We start from the raw sequence: 17,576 nt of genomic DNA, 5'->3' as shown, positions 1-17,576 counted from the left end.
GCGCGCCTCTGCCCTCGATCTCGCTGGAACCCCCATGTCTGCTCCGCACTCATCCACCGCCGCCGCTTCACCTGCCGACACCGGGAGCCCCGCCGCCGATGAACAGGCCATGGCGGCACTGGCGACGCGCATCAAGACATGGGGGCGCGAGCTGGGTTTTCAGCAGGTCGGCATCACCGATGTCGACCTCTCGGCCCACGAGGCCTATCTGGAGCGCTGGCTGGCCAACGGCCATCACGGCGAGATGAACTTCATGGCCAAGCACGGCACCAAGCGCACTCGTCCTGAGGAGCTGGTGCCCGGGACACTGCGCGTCATCAGCGTGCGCCTCGATTACCTGCCGCCTGAGGTCGAGACCACTCAGGTGCTCAGCCAACCCGAACGCGCCTATGTGTCACGCTACGCGCTGGGGCGTGATTACCACAAGCTGATGCGCAAGCGACTGGCCAATCTGGCCAAGCAGATCGAGAAGGAAGTCGGCAAGTTCGGCTATCGCGCCTTCGTCGACTCCGCCCCGGTGATGGAGCGCGCCCTGGCACAGAAGGCCGGCATCGGCTGGTTCGGCAAGAACGCCATGCTGATGAATCAGCAGGCCGGCTGCCTGTTCTTCCTGGGCGAACTCTACACCGACCTGCCCCTGCCGGTGGACGCCCCCTTTGAAAAGGAACACTGCGGCAGCTGCAACGCCTGCAAGGTCGCCTGCCCGACGGATGCCATCGTCGAGGACAAGGTCGTCGATGCGCGGCGCTGCATCTCGTACCTGACCATCGAGCTCGATAGCGCCATCCCCGAGGAATTCCGCCGCCCGATGGGCAACCGCATCTACGGCTGCGATGACTGTCAGCTGTTCTGCCCCTTCACGCGCTTCGCCAAGGCGACCCAGGAGACTGACTTCTCGCCGCGTCATGATCTGGATCGCATCGAGCTGATCCGCCTGTTCTGCTGGGGGGAGCAGGAATTTCTCAGCAAGACGGAAGGCAGCCCGATTCGACGCATCGGCTACGAGAAGTGGCTCTCCAACATCGCCATCGGGCTGGGCAACGCGCCCTGGTCGGAGCAGGTCGAGCATGTGCTGCGCGCCCGTCTGGCCTACCCCAGCGAGCCACTGCGCGAGCATGTGCGCTGGGCGCTGAAGGAGCAGGCCATCAAGCGCGGCGCCCGCCTGGCCACCGCGCTTTGAGAGGCGTTGCCTCCAGGGCTATCGCTTTCAGTTAAGGAGCGATACTTAGACGATGCCCTGCTGGGTCAGCTTGAGGAAGGTCTTGCGGTAATGTGCAAGCTCCGCCAGTGACTCACGGATATCGTCCATCGCCTGGTGGGTCGCACGCTTCTTGAAGCCGTCGAGCGCGGCCGGATTCCAGCGCTTGGCCAGCTCTTTCAGGGTCGAGACATCGATGTTGCGATAGTGGAAGAATTCTTCCAGCAACGGCATCTCGTGCTGCAGGAAGCGGCGGTCCTGATGCACGCTGTTGCCACACATCGGCGAAGCGCCTGCCGCCACGTGCCGGGCCAGGAACTCGAGGGTCTGGCGTTCGGCTTCGGCGGTATCTATCTGACTTTCCTTGACGCGCTTCACCAGCCCGGATTCACCATGGGTGCGCGTATTCCACTCATCCATCGCCTCCAGCAGGCTGTCCGGCTGATGCACGGCCAACACCGGGCCTTCGGCGATCAGGTTGAGGTCGCCGTCGGTGACCAGCGTGGCCACCTCGATGATGCGCTCACGCGCCGGGTCGAGACCGGTCATTTCCAGGTCGATCCAGATGAGGCGGTCGGCCTGCGCGGTGGGATTTGCCATGGGTCACTCCTTGCTGAGCAGATGATGGAATGGCGCGGGACGCCAGTCGATGACAGCAGTATCACACGCCATCCCGGGGCGTCGCACGACACCCGAGGGCGCAAAGGGTACAATCGCGCCGCAAAGGGGGGAAGACTCTCCCATCCCTGGCGAACGAACGGCGACCGGAGTCACCAGCCAAGCATGAGTAAACGCAAGCTAAGCCGCCAGCAGCAATGGCGAATCGAGAAGGTGCAGGCCGAGCGTACCAAGCGCGCCGAGAAGCGCGAGGCGCAGGACCGTGACAAGCTCGACGCCGGCGAATATGGCCCGGAGCAGCATGGCCGTGTCATCGCCCACTTCGGGCGCAGCCTGGAAGTCGAAAGCGAATCCGGCAGCCTGCACCGCTGCCACCTGCGCGCCAACCTCGAGACGCTGGTCACCGGTGACCGGGTCATCTGGCGCGAAGCCAGCGATGCCAGCGGCGTCGTCGTCGCGCGTGGCGCACGTACCACCGAGCTTGAACGCCCCGACATGCGCGGCGTGCTCAAGCCGGTGGCGGCCAACATCGACCAGATCCTGATCGTGTTCGCCGCCGAACCCGCCCCGCAGCCCAACCTGATCGACCGCTATCTGATCGCCGCGGAAGCCACCGGCATCACGCCAGTGCTGGTGCTCAACAAGGTCGACCTGCTGCCGGAAAGCGGCGGTGAGCTACGCGACCTGCTGGCACGCTATGAAGCGCTCGGCTACGAAGTCGTCGCCTGTACCACGCGTGGCGAGTCGGGGCTCGATGCCCTCAAGGCCCAGCTCAGCGACCGCACCTCGGTCTTCGTCGGCCAGAGTGGCGTCGGCAAGTCGTCCCTGATCGGCATGCTGCTGCCCAGGGAAGAGGTTCGTGTCGGCCCGCTGTCGGCCGAATCACGCCAGGGCATGCACACCACCACCACCGCCTGGCTCTATCACATGCCGGATGGCGGTGACCTGATCGACTCACCCGGCATCCGCGAATTCGGCCTGGTACACCTGACTCCCGAGCAGGTCACCGACGGCTTCCGCGAGTTCCACGACTATCTCGGCTATTGCCGCTTCCGCGACTGCAAGCATGAGAAGGAGCCGGGCTGCGCCCTGCTTCAGGCCGTGGACAACGGTGAGATCGGCCGCGTGCGCTTCGAGAGCTACAAGAAGATTCTGCTCTCGCTGACCGAGAGCTGATCAGGCGCTATCAAAAAAGCCGTCAACAAAAAGCCCCGCCAGGCAGTGACTGCCTGGCGGGGCTTTTTCATGCTCGAGGCCCTCGAGTTACATCACAGCCTCGAGACACATCACCACCGCTTTCGAAGCCTAGCCTTCCAGCAACAGCAGCAGTGACAGCGCGAACAGCACCCACATGGTCGGGCGAATCTCGCGCGCCTTGCCGACGCCGAGCTTGATGACCACGAAGCTCAGGAAACCGAACACGATACCGTGGGTGATGGAGTAGGTCAGCGGAATCATCACCATGGCGATGAAGGCCGGAATCGCATCATCGAACTGGTGCCAGTGGATCTTGCCGATCGGCTCCATCATGAACACGCCGACCAGAATCAGCGCCGGAGCGGTCGCGATGGACGGCACCAGCGACAGCAGCGGCGCCAGGAACAGGAACGGCAGGAAGCAGAGCGCCACCACCACCGCGACCAGCCCGGTGCGTCCGCCCTGACTGATACCGGCCGCCGATTCAATGTAGGCGTTCGCCGGGCTGGTGCCGAGTGGTGCGGACACCAGCGCCGAGAAGGCATCGACCATCATCGAGCGACGGATATTGCGCGGGTCACCATTCTCGTCCTTCAGATTGCCCGCCTCGGCCACTGCCATGAAGGTCGAGAGCGCATCGAAGAACACCGTGAACAGGATGACGAAGATGAATGGCGCATAGGCCACCTTGAGCGAGCCGAGCAGGTCCAGCGCCAGCAGGCCGCTGAAATCAGGCGCAGCGAAGATACCGGTGAAGTTGACCAGCGTCGGCTGAGCGATCTCCGGCGGGAAGTAGGCGCTGCCATCCCCCCACAGACGCCCGATGGTGGTCGCCATCAGGGTCGTGACGATGATGCCGATGATCAGAGCGCCGTGGATGCGCTTCGCGACCAGGATGGCAGTCAGCGCCAGCCCCAGCAGGAAGACCACCAGTGAGGGCGTCATCGGCGCGACACTGACCACGGTGACAGGGTTGGAGACGATCAGCTTGGCATTCACCAGACCGATCAAGGTGATGAACAGGCCGATACCACAGGCGATGGCGTAGCGAAGCTGAGCGGGAATCGCATCGATCACCAGGCGGCGCACGTTGAATAGGGCCAGTACCGCGAAGATGACGCCGGCCCAGAACACGCAGCCCAGCGCGACCTCCCAGCTCATGCCACCGCCCAGTACCATGGTGTAGGCGAACAGGGCATTGATGCCCATGCCCGGCGCGACCAGGATCGGGTTGCGCGCGTACAGGCCCATCATCAGGCTGCCGAAGAAGCTGACCAGCACGGTCGCCGTGAGGGCGGCACTGAATGGCACGCCGGCGGCTGACAGGATGCCGGGATTGACCACGATGATGTACATCGACGCCATGAAGGTGGCGATGCCCGCCAGCACTTCCGTGCGCGTCGTGGTGCCTTCGGCACGCAGTGAGAATAGGCGCTCGAGCAAGATGATGACTCCCGTTCAGGATGAAGCGATTGAGTAGCAGCTCAGCGTCGACGAGACGCCGACATGCTGCACCGAAATGACACACGTTGAGCGCCCGCACCGCACTCGAAGAGTGCAGCAGCGCCACTGGCGACAGACAGTGTATTGCCTGGGGCCGCGAAGAGGGGGTTCCCGAGGGCCAGAATGTGGCATTCGCCCCAGGCCCGCTGCACTGAAACAAGCGCTTCTTTCGACAAGACCTACTGGCTACAAGACCTACTGGATCTACTGGCTGCTGGCTGGCCTCGCCAGTTGATCAGAAGCCTGTCCAGAAGGCTGTCCAGAAGGTCAGGTCATGGCGCGCACTGTGCCCTGCTGGCACACGCGTCGTCCACGTCTGTACCGTTATGCGTCCGTACTGGGCATTCACACGTTCGCCCCAGAATGTGACGCGCGGCATTATACTGAAAACATGTCGTTTCAGGGGACAAGATGGCAAGGAATCTGGCGCGGTGACACTTCGCCTCGCCGCAGTCACTTGATTGCATCTCTTGATCGCAGTGACTTGACCACAGTGCCAGCCGACGTGCCATGATGCCGGAAAGATCACTCTCTTCGTAGAAGCAAGGATTACGCCATGTCTCACGATTCTTCACACCCTTCCCCCTCGGAAGCCGACCTGCTGCCCTTGATCGTCGAACCGCAGCAGCTCGCGGAGATGCTCGACCATCCTGATATCGTGATCGTCGACGTGCCACTGAAAGCCGAGAGCCATGCGCGTCATGTGCCCGGCGCTCGCCTGCTCGACTTCAAGCAGCTGGTCGGCAGCAATGACGACGACATTCCCGGCGTGCCGAGCCCCGAGGCACTGTCTGGCGTGATGTCAGCCCTTGGCATCACCCGCGACAGCCATGTGGTGGCCTATGACGATGAAGGCGGCGGCTGGGCCGGACGCCTGCTGTGGACCCTGGCGCTGCTCGGTCATACCCGCTACAGCTACCTCAATGGTGGCCTGCACGCATGGCAAGGCGATGGCCTGCCGCTGAGTGACACCGCCAGCGACTGGAGCCCCAGCGAGTATCACGCCGCCTACATGGACACCAGCGTGATGGCGACGCGGGAAGACATTCTCGATCGACTGGCGACCGAGGACCCGCAGGAAAGCGTCGTGGTCTGGGATGCGCGCTCCGCGGAAGAGTATCGTGGCGAGAAGGGCCAGAACGCCCGCCTCGGCCATATCCCGGGCGCCGTGCATTTCGAGTGGACCGAGGCCATGGACCGTGAGCGCAACCTGCGCATCCGCGACTATGCGGAGCTGGTGACGGAACTGGGCGCTCGCGGCCTCAACCCCGAACAGCACATCGTGACGCACTGCCAGAGCCATCACCGCTCCGGTCTGACCTGGCTGGTGGGTCAGGCGCTGGGCTTCAGCGATGTGCGCGCCTATCCGGGCTCCTGGAAGGAATGGGGCAACCGTGACGATACGCCCATCGAACGCTGAAGGCGCTTGATCGCAGACTGGAACGCCCCTGTCCGGCGCCAGCACGCCAAGGCAGGCCATGCCGGGATGACACGCATGGCCTGCCTGGCAACTGTCGCCAGGCCCACGGCTGCGGCAATTCGCAGGCTTGAGCCGTTATTGACGATGGGCTAAGGTGCAGCCCAACTGCTGGCCGCCGCTGTTGCCGGCCAACGCCCGCCCTCTCGAGGAGCGGGCTTTTCATTCCTGAAAGTGCCTGCAAGGATCGCCATCGTGGATCGCGCCAAGCTGTTTTCCCTGAGCCAGTACCCACTGCCCCAGCACCTGATCTCACGCCTCATCGGCCGTGTCGCCGCCTGCACCAATCCGTGGGTCAAGAACACCTTCATCGAGCGCTTCATCAAGGCCTACGGCGTCAACATGAACGAGGCGCTCGAGGAGAATCCGCGTGCCTACGCCTGCTTCAATGACTTCTTCACCCGCGCCCTGAAGGCGGATGCCCGCCCCATCGGCGAAGGCCTGGTGTCACCGGCCGATGGCGTACTGTCCCAGTTCGGCAACATCGAACACGGCACTCTCGTACAGGCCAAGGGTCAGGCATTCTCGCTGACCCAGTTGCTGGGTGGCAGTGAAGAGCGCGCCGCGCCCTTCCGCAACGGTCGCTTCGCCACCGTCTATCTGTCACCGAAGGACTACCATCGCGTCCATATGCCGGTGGCCGGTCGCCTAGTTGAGATGGCCTATGTTCCGGGACGCCTGTTCTCGGTCAACGAAGCCACCGCCAAGCACGTGCCGGGCCTCTTCGCGCGCAACGAGCGACTGGTGTGCATCTTCGAGACCGAACACGGCCCGATGGCCATGGTGCTGGTGGGCGCGATGATCGTCGCGGCGATTAAGACCGTCTGGAGTGGTCAGGTCACGCCGCTTTCCGGTGATGTCGAGACGACCCGTTTCGATCAACTCATCGAGCTGGCGCATGGCGCCGAGATGGGCCGCTTCCAGCTCGGCTCCACCGTGGTGATGTGCTTCCCGGACAGCGTCGAGTTCGATGACGCCCTGACACCGGGCCAGAAGGTCAGCATGGGTCAGTCACTCGGCATGCGCCCGTCTGCGACAGCACCGGCCCCGACCGAGCCAGAAGAGCATGCGACAGAGACGGCGCAGGACACGCCGACCACAGACGAGAAATAAGGTCAGGCCTGGCGCAGCGCGAGCACGACACTCGTGCATAAAGCCCGCACATGAAACCCTGGCATAAAAAAAGGGAAGCCCCTGGCTTCCCTTTTTAACGACAGGAGACTGACCGCGCCCCTCGCCTTCTTGCCTTGCCCCGCGATGAACGTTGCCATCGGGGTGATCACTACCTTCAGTGCCCAAACAGATCAGAGTCCTCCATGACGGGCGTCGCGCTCTAACGACGCGATTGCCGGATGATGCCTCGAAGGCTCCGAGGGTTCGAGCCATCATCTGTCGCCTTCTTTCACCATGCCCGATAAAAGAAGACCCGCTGCGACCATTGCCCTGGTCCTGCCATCACCTTGTCTGCGGGCTTCGCAGGCAAGCGCCAACCCTCCACGCTGACTTCTCCAGTCTAGTCGACGCACGCTCGGCAAGCGTGTTGGTAATAAACGCTGGGATTCACGCAAATCACATCAAAAGCTGCCTCTCATGCCGGCTCTCAAGCACGTGATGCCGGGAAAGCGATGACCGCCGAGATATCGCGCTCCCCCAGCGCCAGCATGATCAGACGATCCAGCCCCAGCGCCACCCCGCTCCCCGCTGGCATTCCCGCCTGCAAGGCCGCCACCAGACGCTGGTCCGCCGCTACCTCAGGCAGGCCCTGGGCGACTCGCGCGGCATTGTCTTCGGCAAAGCGCGCCGCCTGCTCGCTGGCATCAGTCAGCTCGTCATAGCCGTTGGCCAGCTCGATGCCCGCCACGTAGGCCTCGAAGCGCGACGCCACCCAATCACCCTCACTGTCCTGATGCTTGCGCGCCAAGGCTGCCTGCGCGGCCGGGTACTCGGTGACCAGCTCCACGGTAGCTTTTCCCTGCGCTTCTATCCCCTGTGCCCCTCGCCCCTGCGCTCCTGCGCCCTGTGCTTCCGCGCCCTGTGACCCTGAGCCAAGAGTCGGCTCGATCACCAGGCTCATCAGCGCATCCAGGCAGGTCTCATGCGACCAGTCGTCAGCCGCGACCTCACATTCTCGCGCACAGGCGGCTCGCAGCTCCTCGAGCGAGGCCGTGAAGGGGTCCAGCGCCAGCACACGGCGAAACAGCGCACGGTAAGGCGTGATGGCAGGCCCAATCTGGGCGTCTTGAGACTCACTGAGCAGCGACGGCTTACCGGTCAGCTGTGCCCCGAGCGCCATCACGCGCCGGATCAGCTCGCAGGTCTCCGTCATCAGCGCCTCAAGACACATGCCGGGGCGATACCACTCCAGCATGCAGAACTCGGGATTGTGGCGGCGGCTGACCTCGCCATCACGGAAGGCACGCGCGATCTGGAAGATCGGCCCGCTGCCGGCCGCCAGCAGACGCTTCATGTGAAATTCCGGCGATGTCTGCAGCCACAGCGGCACGCGCTCACGCTCGCCCGGCAACTGCGCGGTCAGTGACAATGACGCGAGACCGACATCCGTCGACCCGGCCTGCCCCAGCACCGGCGTTTCCACCTCCAGCACCTCACGCTCGGCGAAGAAGGTGCGCACCTCACTGATCAGACGCGCGCGCTGGACGAGCCGCTCGCGCGTGGCAGTGGGCGCCCAGTCCTCTGCCAGGGCGGCGCCGGGCGCGGCAGCGGCTGAGAGAGGTGAAGCAGCGGCGGAAGAATCGGCATCAGACATGGACAGGCTCGAGGAAGGGATCAGCGGGAGACATTGGCCAACCGGGAGGGCTGATCGACACGATCGCCCTGCACGAATGACCAGCATGAGTGGCCAGCACAAACGATGATGCCCCGCACGAGGCGAGGCATCAGGGTGTTCACGACGTGAGCGAAAGGGCTCAGGCGCGAGACACGTACTCGGCGCTGCGGGTATCAACCTTGAGGACTTCGCCCTGGTTGATGAACAGCGGCACACGCACCACTGCACCGGAAGACAGGGTTGCCGGCTTGGAGCCACCGTTGGCGGTGTCGCCCTTGAGGCCCGGGTCCGTCTCGACGACTTCCAGCTCGATGAAGTTCGGCGCGGTGACGGCGATCGCGTTGTCGTTCCACAGCGTGATGGTGTAGACGACCTGCTCTTTCAGCCACTTGACCGTGTCGCCCAGCGCCTTGCCATCGACAGCGTACTGCTCGAAGGAGCCATCGGTACGCATGAAGTGCCACATCTCACCGTCGGTGTAGAGGTATTCCATGTCGACTTCCATGACATCGGCGGCTTCGATGCTCTCGCCGGACTTGAAAGTACGCTCCCATACACGACCGGTCTTCAGGTTGCGCAGCTTGACGCGGTTGAAGGCCTGACCCTTGCCCGGCTTGACCAGTTCGTTATCGACGATGGCACAGGGATCATTGTCCAGCATCACTTTCAGACCGGACTTGAATTCGTTGGTAGAATAGTTGGCCATCTTGCTCGCTCTCGACTCGTTAACGGGTCTTGCCCGCCATGAATTCCAGATTGCAGTCAATTGGCTGCAATCATGACTAGAAGTGATGCGCATGATAACCCGAACCCCTGCATCCTTGCATACCATCCCGCACACCAGCCACGAAAGTCGTGCCTCAGAGGCCTTCTCAACTGCCGCTGAAGCCCCGTCTGCCCCGAATGACTGGCGTGCACAGCTACGCGACGTGATCCGCTCTCCACAGGCTCTGCTGGAGCGCCTGGGGCTCGCGCGCGAGTGGCTGCCGGGCGCCCGCGACGGCCATGAGCTGTTCGCGATCCGCGTGCCCGAGGCCTATGCCAGCCGCATCCGCGCCAATGATCCCGACGACCCACTGCTGCGCCAGGTACTGCCGCTGGACGCCGAGACCGACGTGCTCGACGGCTACGTCACCGACCCGCTGGAAGAGGCCGAGCATACGCCGCTGCCGGGGCTGATCCACAAGTACACCAATCGGGTGCTGCTGATGGCCAGCGGCGGCTGCGCGATCAACTGCCGCTACTGCTTCCGCCGTCACTTCCCCTATGACGACCATCAGCCCAGCCGCGCGCAGTGGCAGGATATCCTCGACTACCTGCGCGCTGACGAGCGCATCCACGAGGTGATCCTGTCCGGCGGCGACCCGCTGGTCTCGCCCGACAAGCGCCTGGCGTGGCTGGTGGAGTCGCTGGGTGAGATTCCGCACCTCAAGCGCCTGCGCATCCACACGCGCCTGCCAGTGGTGATTCCGGACCGCGTCAATGACGAGCTGCTCGGCTGGCTGGGTGCCACGCGTCTGCAGAAGGTGCTGGTCATTCACACCAACCATGCCAACGAGCTGGACGACGCCGTCGCTGCCGCCATGACTCGCCTCAAGAGCGCCGGCGTCACCCTGCTCAATCAGGGCGTCATCCTGCGCGGCGTCAATGACAGCGTGGAAGTGCAGACAGCCCTCGCCGAGCGACTCTTCGAGTGCGGCGTACTGCCCTACTACCTGCATGCCTTCGACCCCGTACAGGGTGCCGCCCACTTCGCGGTCAGTGATGAAGAGGCCTGCAACCTGATGGAAGCGCTGCTTGAGCATCTGCCCGGCTTCCTGATGCCGCGCCTGGTACGTGAAGTGCCCGGCCGACGCTCCAAGACACCTCTTTCCAAGCCCCCTCTGTCCAAGCCCCCTCTGTCCAAGCCCACAGTGTCCAAGACACATCCGGGAGTCGACGCCGCCACCACTGGCCCTTCGGCGTCTTCCCCTGCGGGTGACGAGCGAGAGCCATCTTCGCTCAACCTGACGGGTATCATCGCCAGCGCGTGAATGGCGCACTGGCAGCGTGAGGCAACAACAGGCGGCGTGCTGCGCAAAATTTGCTACTATCGCTGGCCAATTTCATCATCGGCACACGCCCCGAGAGGCGTGGCCATGCTCAAGGAGCCCACCACATGCCTCATCTCGTCATTGATTATGCCGACAGTCTGGCCCCCAGCCTCGACATGGACGCGATCATGGATGACCTGCATGCCGCTGCCATGCAAAGTGGCCTGTTCAAGGAAACCGACATCAAGGTGCGCGCGGAAAGCTGGCGCCACTGGCGTCTGGCCGGCAATCAGGCACCGCTGGCGCACAAGCACGGCTTCGTCAACCTGCACTGCCACCAGCTGGAAGGCCGCAGCGATGACGACAAGTCGCGCCTGGCGGATATCCTGATGGAGGCCCTCAAGCCTCACTGCGAGGCGGCCCGCGAAGTCAGCGTGGAGATCGTCGAGATCACCCGCGCGACCTATCGCAAGCACAAGGCCTGAGCGCAAAAGTGACTCACCGCCCCTGAGGCCGCAGACGAAAACGCCCCGTGGCCGAAAGCCACGGGGCGTTTTTCCTTCTCATGATCAGCGATTCAGCCAACAGGCGAACTCAGGTGCCCGTCATGGCCATCGGGACGTGAAGCAGGTCATTGAGACGATGGGCGTGCTCGGCGGCCTCACGGCCCACCGACGTCAGATAGCCGCCATCCGGCAGCGTGGTCAACCCCTTGGCATGCAGACGCTCGGCGGCGGCCACCATGTCGGGACTGGCATCGTGGCGAATCTTCAAACCCTTGAGGGCGGCATCATGCGGAAAAAGGCACAGCAGGTGCAGTTCATCGTCATAGGGTGACGGCATGGGCAAACTCCTGACGGCGTGGCGAGTGGCGTTTCAGTATGGCGTCAACTGACGAGCGACGAGTCGTCGGCGCTTCCCCTCCAGTCTAGCCCTTACACCCGAAAGCGCATTGCTGCTTTGGGACTATTCTGCGACCTGATGACCAGACGACAACGCCCCCATCGCGGCGGCGATGGGGGCGTTGTCACTCACACACTGGCTTGTCACTCAGCGCAGGCGTTCAGCGGCTGAATCACGGATCAGTGCTCGAGATCCTGCTGGCGATAGCCCATCAGGTAGAGCACGGCATCCAGGCCCAGGGTCGAGATCGACTGGCGCGCCTGTTCACGCACCAGCGGCTTGGCGCGGAAGGCGATGCCCAGCCCCGCCTCGGCCAGCATCTTGAGGTCATTGGCACCGTCACCGACGGCGATGGTCTGCTCCATATGCAGGCCATGACGCTCGGCGATCTCGCGCAGCAGCAGCGCCTTGCGCTCGGCATCGACGATCGGCTCGCGCACTTCACCGGTGACCTTGCCATTGACGATCACCAGCTCATTGGCGTGGATCTCATCGAAACCCAGCAGCTGCTGAAGATGACGCGCGAAGTAGGTGAAGCCGCCGGACAGGATCGCGGTGCGATAGCCCAGCGCCTTGAGGTTGGCCATCAGGCGCTCGACCCCATCCATCAGCGGCAGATTGGCGGCGATATCGGCCAGCACCGACTCATCCAGGCCTTCCAGCTTGCTCATGCGTTCGCGGAAGCTTTCCTTGAAGTCCAGCTCGCCCCGCATGGCACGCTCGGTGACTTCCGAGACTTCCTCGCCGACACCGTGACGGCGCGCCAGCTCGTCGATCACCTCGGTCTGGATCAGCGTCGAATCCATGTCGAAGCAGATCAGGCGACGATGACGACGCCAGATATCGTCTTCCTGGATCGCGATATCGACACCGTGCAGCGCGCCCAGCGCCAGCGCCTTCTCGCGCAGGGCATTGATGTCGGTGTCACTCTCCGGCAGGCGCAGCCAGCACTCGACACAGGCGCCTTCGGCCGGTGACTCGCCATCCAGCGGCTCACGCCCCGACAGACGATGCATCAGCTCGACGGTGATGCCGAATTCGGCTGTCAGGCCACCGACCTCGGCCAGAATGCCGGCCGGCAGACACGGCGCCAGCAGCGTCAGAATCCAGCGCGGGCGCTCCGCCTGATGGCTCCAGCGCGCATATTCCTCAGCACCGACCTGCACGGCCTGCACATCCAGCCCCAGCTGTTCACCGGCGGCGGCCAGCGCGGCCTCCAGATCGGACTCCGCGCCGAGAGCCACCAGCGCTTCCAGCGACACCAGCCCGAAGGTCACGCTCTGATTGATGTCCAGCAGTCGTGCGCCGCTGCGCGCCAGCGCCTGACCAAGCCCTGCCAGCTGTCCTGGACGAGCCGTACCGGTGGCACGGATCAAGATACGTTGTGTCATTGGAAAATCATTCCTGAGCAATGAATCATCAAGGTGTCGCCCACGGGGCATGTCGGCGTCAACGCCGACGCACCTCAGCTAACAAGCCAGGCCATCCGGCCCGGATTCAACTATCGACGGCCAGACGGTCGACCTTCTGGAAGCCCTTGGGCAGCTTGCTGCCGCGGCGGCCACGCTCGCCACGATAATAATCGAGATCCGCCCCCTTGAGCAGGGTCTTGCGCTTGCCGGCATGCACCACCAGGGTCGCGCCGGCGGGCAAGACCACCAGCGAGCGCACGAGCTCCTCGCGGTTGGCGGCGCGTTCGCCAGGAATCGACAGCATCTTGTTGCCCTTGCCCTTGGACATCTCGGGCAGCTCGGAGAGCGGGAAGACCAGCAGGCGCCCTTCGTTGGAGACCACCGCCACTTCCAGGGCCGCGGGCGTGCCATCGGCAGCCTCCGGCACTGTCGGCACCTCGACCGGTGGCAGCACCGCACAGCCGCGCGGCAGGGTCAGCGCCGCCTTGCCGGACTTGTTCTTGCCGGTCAGCTGTTCGAGCGTGGTCACGAAGCCATAGCCGCCATCGGAGGCCAGCAGATAGCGCGCGGAAGGCGCATCGAGCAGCAGCCCGACCATCGCCGCCCCCGCCGCCGGATTCATGCGCCCGGTGATCGGTTCACCCTGCCCGCGTGCACTGGGCAGATTGTGCGCGGCCAGGGTGTAGGCACGCCCGGTGTCATCCAGCAGCACCAGCGGCTGATTGGTCTTGCCGCGCGCCGCCAGATGGAAGCGGTCGCCGGCCTTGTAGGACAGGCCTTCGGGGTCGATATCATGCCCCTTGGCGGCACGGATCCAGCCCTTCTCGGACAGCGCGACGGTGATCGGGTCGGCGCCCATCAGCTCGACTTCCGACAGCGCCTTGGCTTCGCCGCGCTCGACCAGCGGCGAGCGGCGTGGATCGCCGAAGTCGGTGGCGGCCTGCTCAAGCTCACTGTCGATCAGGTCCGTCAGTGCCTCGTCATTGCCCAGCAGATGCTTGAGGTGCTTGCGCTCGCGCTTGAGCTCGTCCTGCTCGCCACGCAGCTTCATCTCTTCAAGACGCGCCAGGTGACGCAGACGCAGCTCGAGGATCGCCTCGGCCTGACGCTCGGAGAGCTGGAAGGTCTCGATCAGGCTGGCCTTGGGGTCTTCCTCCTCGCGAATGATGCGAATCACCTCGTCGAGATTCAGGTAAGCCGTCAGCAGACCCTCGAGGATATGCAGACGGTCCTCGACCTTGGCCAGACGATGCTCGAGGCGGCGACGCACGGTGGCACGACGATAGCGCAGCCACTCGGCCAGCATCTCGTGCAGCGCCATCACCCGCGGGCGCCCCTTGAGATCGATGACGTTCATGTTGACGCGCGCGTTCTTCTCGAGGTCCGTGGTGGCGAACAGGTGCGCCATCAGGCCTTCGATATCGACACGATTGGAGCGCGGCTGAATCAGCAGGCGCGTCGGGTTCTCGTGGTCGGACTCATCACGCAGGTCCGCGACCATCGGCAACTTCTTGGCCTGCATCTGGGCGGCGATCTGCTCGATCACCTTGGCGCCGGAGACCTGATACGGCAGCGCCGTGATCACGATATCGCCCTCTTCCAGCACGTAGCGGGCGCGCATCTTCACGCTGCCACGACCGGTGCGGTAGAGCTTGGCGAGGTCGGTGCGCGGCGTGATGATCTCCGCCTCGGTGGGGAGGTCCGGTGCCGGCAGGTACTCCATCAGCTGATCGCTGTCGGAGTCCGGATGACGCAGCAGATGGCGCGTGGCGGCCACGACTTCATGCACGTTGTGCGGCGGGATGTCGGTCGCCATGCCCACCGCGATACCGGTGGTGCCGTTAAGCAGCACATTGGGCAGACGCGCCGGCAGCACCTTGGGCTCGTTCATGGTGCCATCGAAGTTGGGCACCCAGTCGACGGTGCCCTGGGAGAGCTCGGACAGCAGCACCTCGGAGTACTTCGACAGCCGCGATTCGGTGTAACGCATGGCCGCGAAGGACTTGGGGTCATCCTGGCTACCCCAGTTGCCCTGGCCATCCACCAGTGGATAGCGATAGCTGAACGGCTGCGCCATCAGCACCATCGCCTCGTAACAGGCGCTGTCGCCGTGGGGGTGGAACTTGCCCAGCACGTCGCCGACGGTACGCGCCGACTTCTTGTACTTGGCGTTGGCCGTCAGGGACAGTTCGCGCATGGCGTAGACGATGCGGCGCTGCACCGGCTTCATGCCATCGCCGACATGCGGCAAGGCGCGGTCGAGAATCACGTACATCGAGTAGTCGAGGTACGCCTTTTCGGTGTAGTCGCGCAGGGCCAGACGTTCGACGTCACCCTCCGCGACCTGGATATCCATGCTCATGGGCGCTTGACCTTGATTACGAGCGTAAAACCGGGGAGCGCCTGACTGTGGCGCTCCCGAAAGAATGCTGTCGCGCAGCTTGTCTGGCTTTCGAAGTTCAGCTGCTTTCGAAGTTCAGCTGCGCTCGAAGCTCAACCGATGATCAGACCTCGATATCGGCCATGTTGCCGTAGTCCTCGAGCCAGCTCTTGCGATCACTGGCGCGCTTCTTGGCCAGCAGCATGTCGAGCATCTCGTGGGTGCCGTCATCCGCACTGCGCGTCAGCTGCACCAGACGTCGGGTGTCCGGTGCCATGGTCGTTTCCCGCAGCTGCAGCGGATTCATCTCACCCAGACCCTTGAAGCGCTGCACATTGGGCGTGCCACGCTTGCTCTCGAGCTGCTTGAGGATGTGCGCCTTCTCGCTCTCGTCCAGGGCGTAATGTACTTCCTTGCCCAGGTCGATGCGGTACAGCGGCGGCATGGCGACGAAGACGCGCCCGGCATCCACCAGCGCCGGGAAGTGACGCACGAACAGCGCGCACAGCAGCGTGGCGATGTGCAGACCATCGGAGTCGGCATCCGCCAGGATGCAGACCTTGTGATAGCGCAGCTTGGTGAGGTCATCCGAGCCCGGATCCAGGCCGATGGCGACCGCGATGTCGTGGACTTCCTGGGAGGAGTAGATGTCATGCGACTCGACTTCCCAGGTATTGAGGATCTTGCCACGCAGCGGCAGGATCGCCTGGGTCTCGCGGTTGCGGCCCTGCTTGGCGCTGCCGCCGGCGGAGTCACCCTCGACCAGAAACAGCTCGCTGTCGGCAGGGTCGGAGCTTGAGCAGTCCGAGAGCTTGCCCGGCAGCGCAGGCCCGGAGGTGACCTTCTTGCGCGCGACCTTCTTGGCGCTCTTCAGACGGCGCTGGGCCGCCGAGATCACCAGTTCCGCCAGCGCTTCGGCCTGATCGACATGGTGGTTGAGCCACAGCGAGAAGGCGTCCTTGACCACGCCGGAGACGAAGGCGGCGACGCTGCGCGAGGACAGGCGCTCCTTGGTCTGGCCGGCGAACTGCGGATCGAGCATCTTCACCGACAGCACGAAGGCGGCGCGCTCCCACAGGTCATCCGCGCTCAGCTTGACGCCACGCGGCAGCAGGCTGCGGTAGTCGCAGAATTCCTTGAGTGCCTCGAGCAGACCGGAGCGCAAGCCATTGACGTGGGTGCCGCCCAGCGGCGTGGGGATCAGGTTGACGTAGGGTTCCTGCACCAGCTCGCCGCCTTCCGGCAGCCACTGGATCGCCCAGTCGACCCCGTGCTCCTCGTCCTCGAAATGGCCGACGAACGGCGATTCCGGCAGGCGCTCGAAGCCATCGGTGGCGCCGAGCAGGTAATCGCGCAGGCCATCCTCGTAATGCCAGGTCGTCTCGCTGCCATCGGTCTCGATGAGCACGACCTTGAGGCCCGGACACAGCACGGCCTTGGCACGCAGCAGGTGGCGCAGGCGCGGCATCGCCAGGCGCGGGCTGTCGAAGTAGCTCTCGTCCGGCCAGAAGCGCACCAGAGTGCCGGTATTGCGCTTGCCGACGGTGCCGATCTGGGTCAGCTCCTCGGCCTTCTCGCCATTCTCGAAGGCGATGCGCTGACGCAGGCCATCGCGGCACACTTCCACTTCCAGACGCGTCGACAGCGCATTGACCACCGAGACGCCCACGCCGTGCAGGCCGCCGGAGAAGCGATAGCTGTCCTGGGAGAACTTGCCCCCCGCGTGCAGCTTGGTGAGGATCAGCTCGATGCCGGTCACGCCATGCTCGGGGTGGATGTCGGTGGGCATGCCACGACCGTCATCGCCGACCTCGATACCGCCATTCTCGAGCAGGCGCACGCGGATTTCCTTCGCGTGCCCCGCCAGCGCCTCATCGACGGAGTTGTCGATGACTTCCTGCGCCAGATGGTTGGGCCGAGAAGTGTCGGTATACATGCCGGGCCGCTTGCGGACCGGTTCGAGGCCGGAGAGGACCTCAATGGAACTGGCGCTGTACTGACTCATCGCAGCCTTGTGTCCTTGGTGTTGACGTCCGCCATCCGACTCGCCATTTCACGTGCGCGAGA

General features: G+C 64.1%; 14 protein-coding genes. 6 read left to right on the top strand and 8 right to left on the bottom strand.

The features are described from left to right. Positions 1-109 precede the first annotated feature (109 nt). On the top strand, positions 110-1,180 hold the full coding sequence (gene queG / locus R1T44_RS07170; RefSeq protein WP_317292930.1) for a tRNA epoxyqueuosine(34) reductase QueG: 1,071 nt from the start codon (positions 110-112) through the stop codon (positions 1,178-1,180). Positions 1,181-1,225: 45 nt separating this feature from the next. On the opposite strand, the gene orn is transcribed toward queG, so the two are convergent. Continuing rightward, positions 1,226-1,798, bottom strand: coding sequence for an oligoribonuclease (gene orn / locus R1T44_RS07165; RefSeq protein ID WP_107335235.1), 573 nt, complete (start codon positions 1,796-1,798; stop codon positions 1,226-1,228). A 183-nt stretch (positions 1,799-1,981) separates the two neighbouring features. Here orn and rsgA point away from each other — a divergent pair, with 183 nt between their 5' ends. After that, complete coding sequence (rsgA, locus tag R1T44_RS07160) at positions 1,982-2,992, top strand: small ribosomal subunit biogenesis GTPase RsgA (protein ID WP_153635354.1); 1,011 nt, start codon at positions 1,982-1,984, stop codon at positions 2,990-2,992. Positions 2,993-3,121: 129 nt separating this feature from the next. Here the strand turns inward: rsgA and R1T44_RS07155 are convergent, their stop codons facing one another. Continuing rightward, positions 3,122-4,456: an NCS2 family permease gene (locus tag R1T44_RS07155; RefSeq protein ID WP_153635353.1), complete on the bottom strand. Its 1,335-nt coding sequence runs from the start codon at positions 4,454-4,456 to the stop codon at positions 3,122-3,124. Between the two features lie 616 nt (positions 4,457-5,072). On the opposite strand from R1T44_RS07155, the gene R1T44_RS07150 reads away from it, so the two are divergent. Together R1T44_RS07150 and asd are read left to right on the top strand one after the other, a co-directional pair. Further along, positions 5,073-5,936: a sulfurtransferase gene (locus R1T44_RS07150; RefSeq protein ID WP_153635352.1), complete on the top strand. Its 864-nt coding sequence runs from the start codon at positions 5,073-5,075 to the stop codon at positions 5,934-5,936. A gap of 252 nt (positions 5,937-6,188) precedes the next feature. Beyond that, positions 6,189-7,106, top strand: coding sequence for an archaetidylserine decarboxylase (asd, locus tag R1T44_RS07145; protein ID WP_153635351.1), 918 nt, complete (start codon positions 6,189-6,191; stop codon positions 7,104-7,106). A gap of 487 nt (positions 7,107-7,593) precedes the next feature. Here asd and R1T44_RS07140 read toward each other — a convergent pair whose 3' ends face one another. Together R1T44_RS07140 and efp are read right to left on the bottom strand one after the other, a co-directional pair. Next, positions 7,594-8,694 (bottom strand): EF-P lysine aminoacylase GenX, encoded by a 1,101-nt coding sequence (locus R1T44_RS07140; RefSeq protein WP_153636800.1) that lies wholly within the window; start codon positions 8,692-8,694, stop codon positions 7,594-7,596. Positions 8,695-8,920: 226 nt separating this feature from the next. Further along, positions 8,921-9,487 (bottom strand): elongation factor P, encoded by a 567-nt coding sequence (gene efp, locus R1T44_RS07135; RefSeq protein WP_043335182.1) that lies wholly within the window; start codon positions 9,485-9,487, stop codon positions 8,921-8,923. A 91-nt stretch (positions 9,488-9,578) separates the two neighbouring features. Between efp and epmB the strand changes: the two genes are divergently transcribed. Both epmB and R1T44_RS07125 read left to right on the top strand, forming a co-directional pair. After that, entirely contained in the window at positions 9,579-10,814 is a 1,236-nt protein-coding gene (gene epmB, locus R1T44_RS07130) for an EF-P beta-lysylation protein EpmB (RefSeq protein ID WP_153635350.1), read from the top strand. Positions 10,815-10,939: 125 nt separating this feature from the next. After that, on the top strand, positions 10,940-11,299 hold the full coding sequence (locus R1T44_RS07125) for a 5-carboxymethyl-2-hydroxymuconate Delta-isomerase (RefSeq protein WP_043335180.1): 360 nt from the start codon (positions 10,940-10,942) through the stop codon (positions 11,297-11,299). 109 nt (positions 11,300-11,408) lie between these two features. On the opposite strand, the gene R1T44_RS07120 is transcribed toward R1T44_RS07125, so the two are convergent. The 4 genes from R1T44_RS07120 to parE all read right to left on the bottom strand — a co-directional run bounded on the left by R1T44_RS07120 (position 11,409) and on the right by parE (position 17,514). Next, entirely contained in the window at positions 11,409-11,657 is a 249-nt protein-coding gene (locus tag R1T44_RS07120) for a TIGR02647 family protein (RefSeq protein WP_043335179.1), read from the bottom strand. A 239-nt stretch (positions 11,658-11,896) separates the two neighbouring features. Then, positions 11,897-13,108, bottom strand: coding sequence for a phosphoserine phosphatase SerB (gene serB, locus R1T44_RS07115; protein WP_153635349.1), 1,212 nt, complete (start codon positions 13,106-13,108; stop codon positions 11,897-11,899). 106 nt (positions 13,109-13,214) lie between these two features. Then, positions 13,215-15,491, bottom strand: a complete 2,277-nt coding sequence (gene parC / locus R1T44_RS07110) for a DNA topoisomerase IV subunit A (protein WP_317292818.1) — start codon at positions 15,489-15,491, stop codon at positions 13,215-13,217. 142 nt (positions 15,492-15,633) lie between these two features. Then, positions 15,634-17,514, bottom strand: coding sequence for a DNA topoisomerase IV subunit B (gene parE, locus R1T44_RS07105; protein WP_043335172.1), 1,881 nt, complete (start codon positions 17,512-17,514; stop codon positions 15,634-15,636). Positions 17,515-17,576: the final 62 nt, after the last annotated feature.

The sequence above is a fragment of the Cobetia amphilecti genome, from assembly GCF_032923285.1.
Taxonomy (GTDB): domain Bacteria; phylum Pseudomonadota; class Gammaproteobacteria; order Pseudomonadales; family Halomonadaceae; genus Cobetia; species Cobetia amphilecti.
This window is presented reverse-complemented; position numbering and strand designations above follow the sequence as displayed.

Coding starts and splice junctions, on each gene's coding strand:
- queG (WP_317292930.1), top strand. CDS start 110: ATGGCGGCACTGGCGACGCGCATCAAGACATGGGGGCGCGAGCTGGGT.
- orn (WP_107335235.1), bottom strand. CDS start 1,798: ATGGCAAATCCCACCGCGCAGGCCGACCGCCTCATCTGGATCGACCTG.
- rsgA (WP_153635354.1), top strand. CDS start 1,982: ATGAGTAAACGCAAGCTAAGCCGCCAGCAGCAATGGCGAATCGAGAAG.
- R1T44_RS07150 (WP_153635352.1), top strand. CDS start 5,073: ATGTCTCACGATTCTTCACACCCTTCCCCCTCGGAAGCCGACCTGCTG.
- efp (WP_043335182.1), bottom strand. CDS start 9,487: ATGGCCAACTATTCTACCAACGAATTCAAGTCCGGTCTGAAAGTGATG.
- epmB (WP_153635350.1), top strand. CDS start 9,579: ATGATAACCCGAACCCCTGCATCCTTGCATACCATCCCGCACACCAGC.
- R1T44_RS07125 (WP_043335180.1), top strand. CDS start 10,940: ATGCCTCATCTCGTCATTGATTATGCCGACAGTCTGGCCCCCAGCCTC.
- R1T44_RS07120 (WP_043335179.1), bottom strand. CDS start 11,657: ATGCCGTCACCCTATGACGATGAACTGCACCTGCTGTGCCTTTTTCCG.
- serB (WP_153635349.1), bottom strand. CDS start 13,108: ATGACACAACGTATCTTGATCCGTGCCACCGGTACGGCTCGTCCAGGA.
- parC (WP_317292818.1), bottom strand. CDS start 15,491: ATGAGCATGGATATCCAGGTCGCGGAGGGTGACGTCGAACGTCTGGCC.
- parE (WP_043335172.1), bottom strand. CDS start 17,514: ATGAGTCAGTACAGCGCCAGTTCCATTGAGGTCCTCTCCGGCCTCGAA.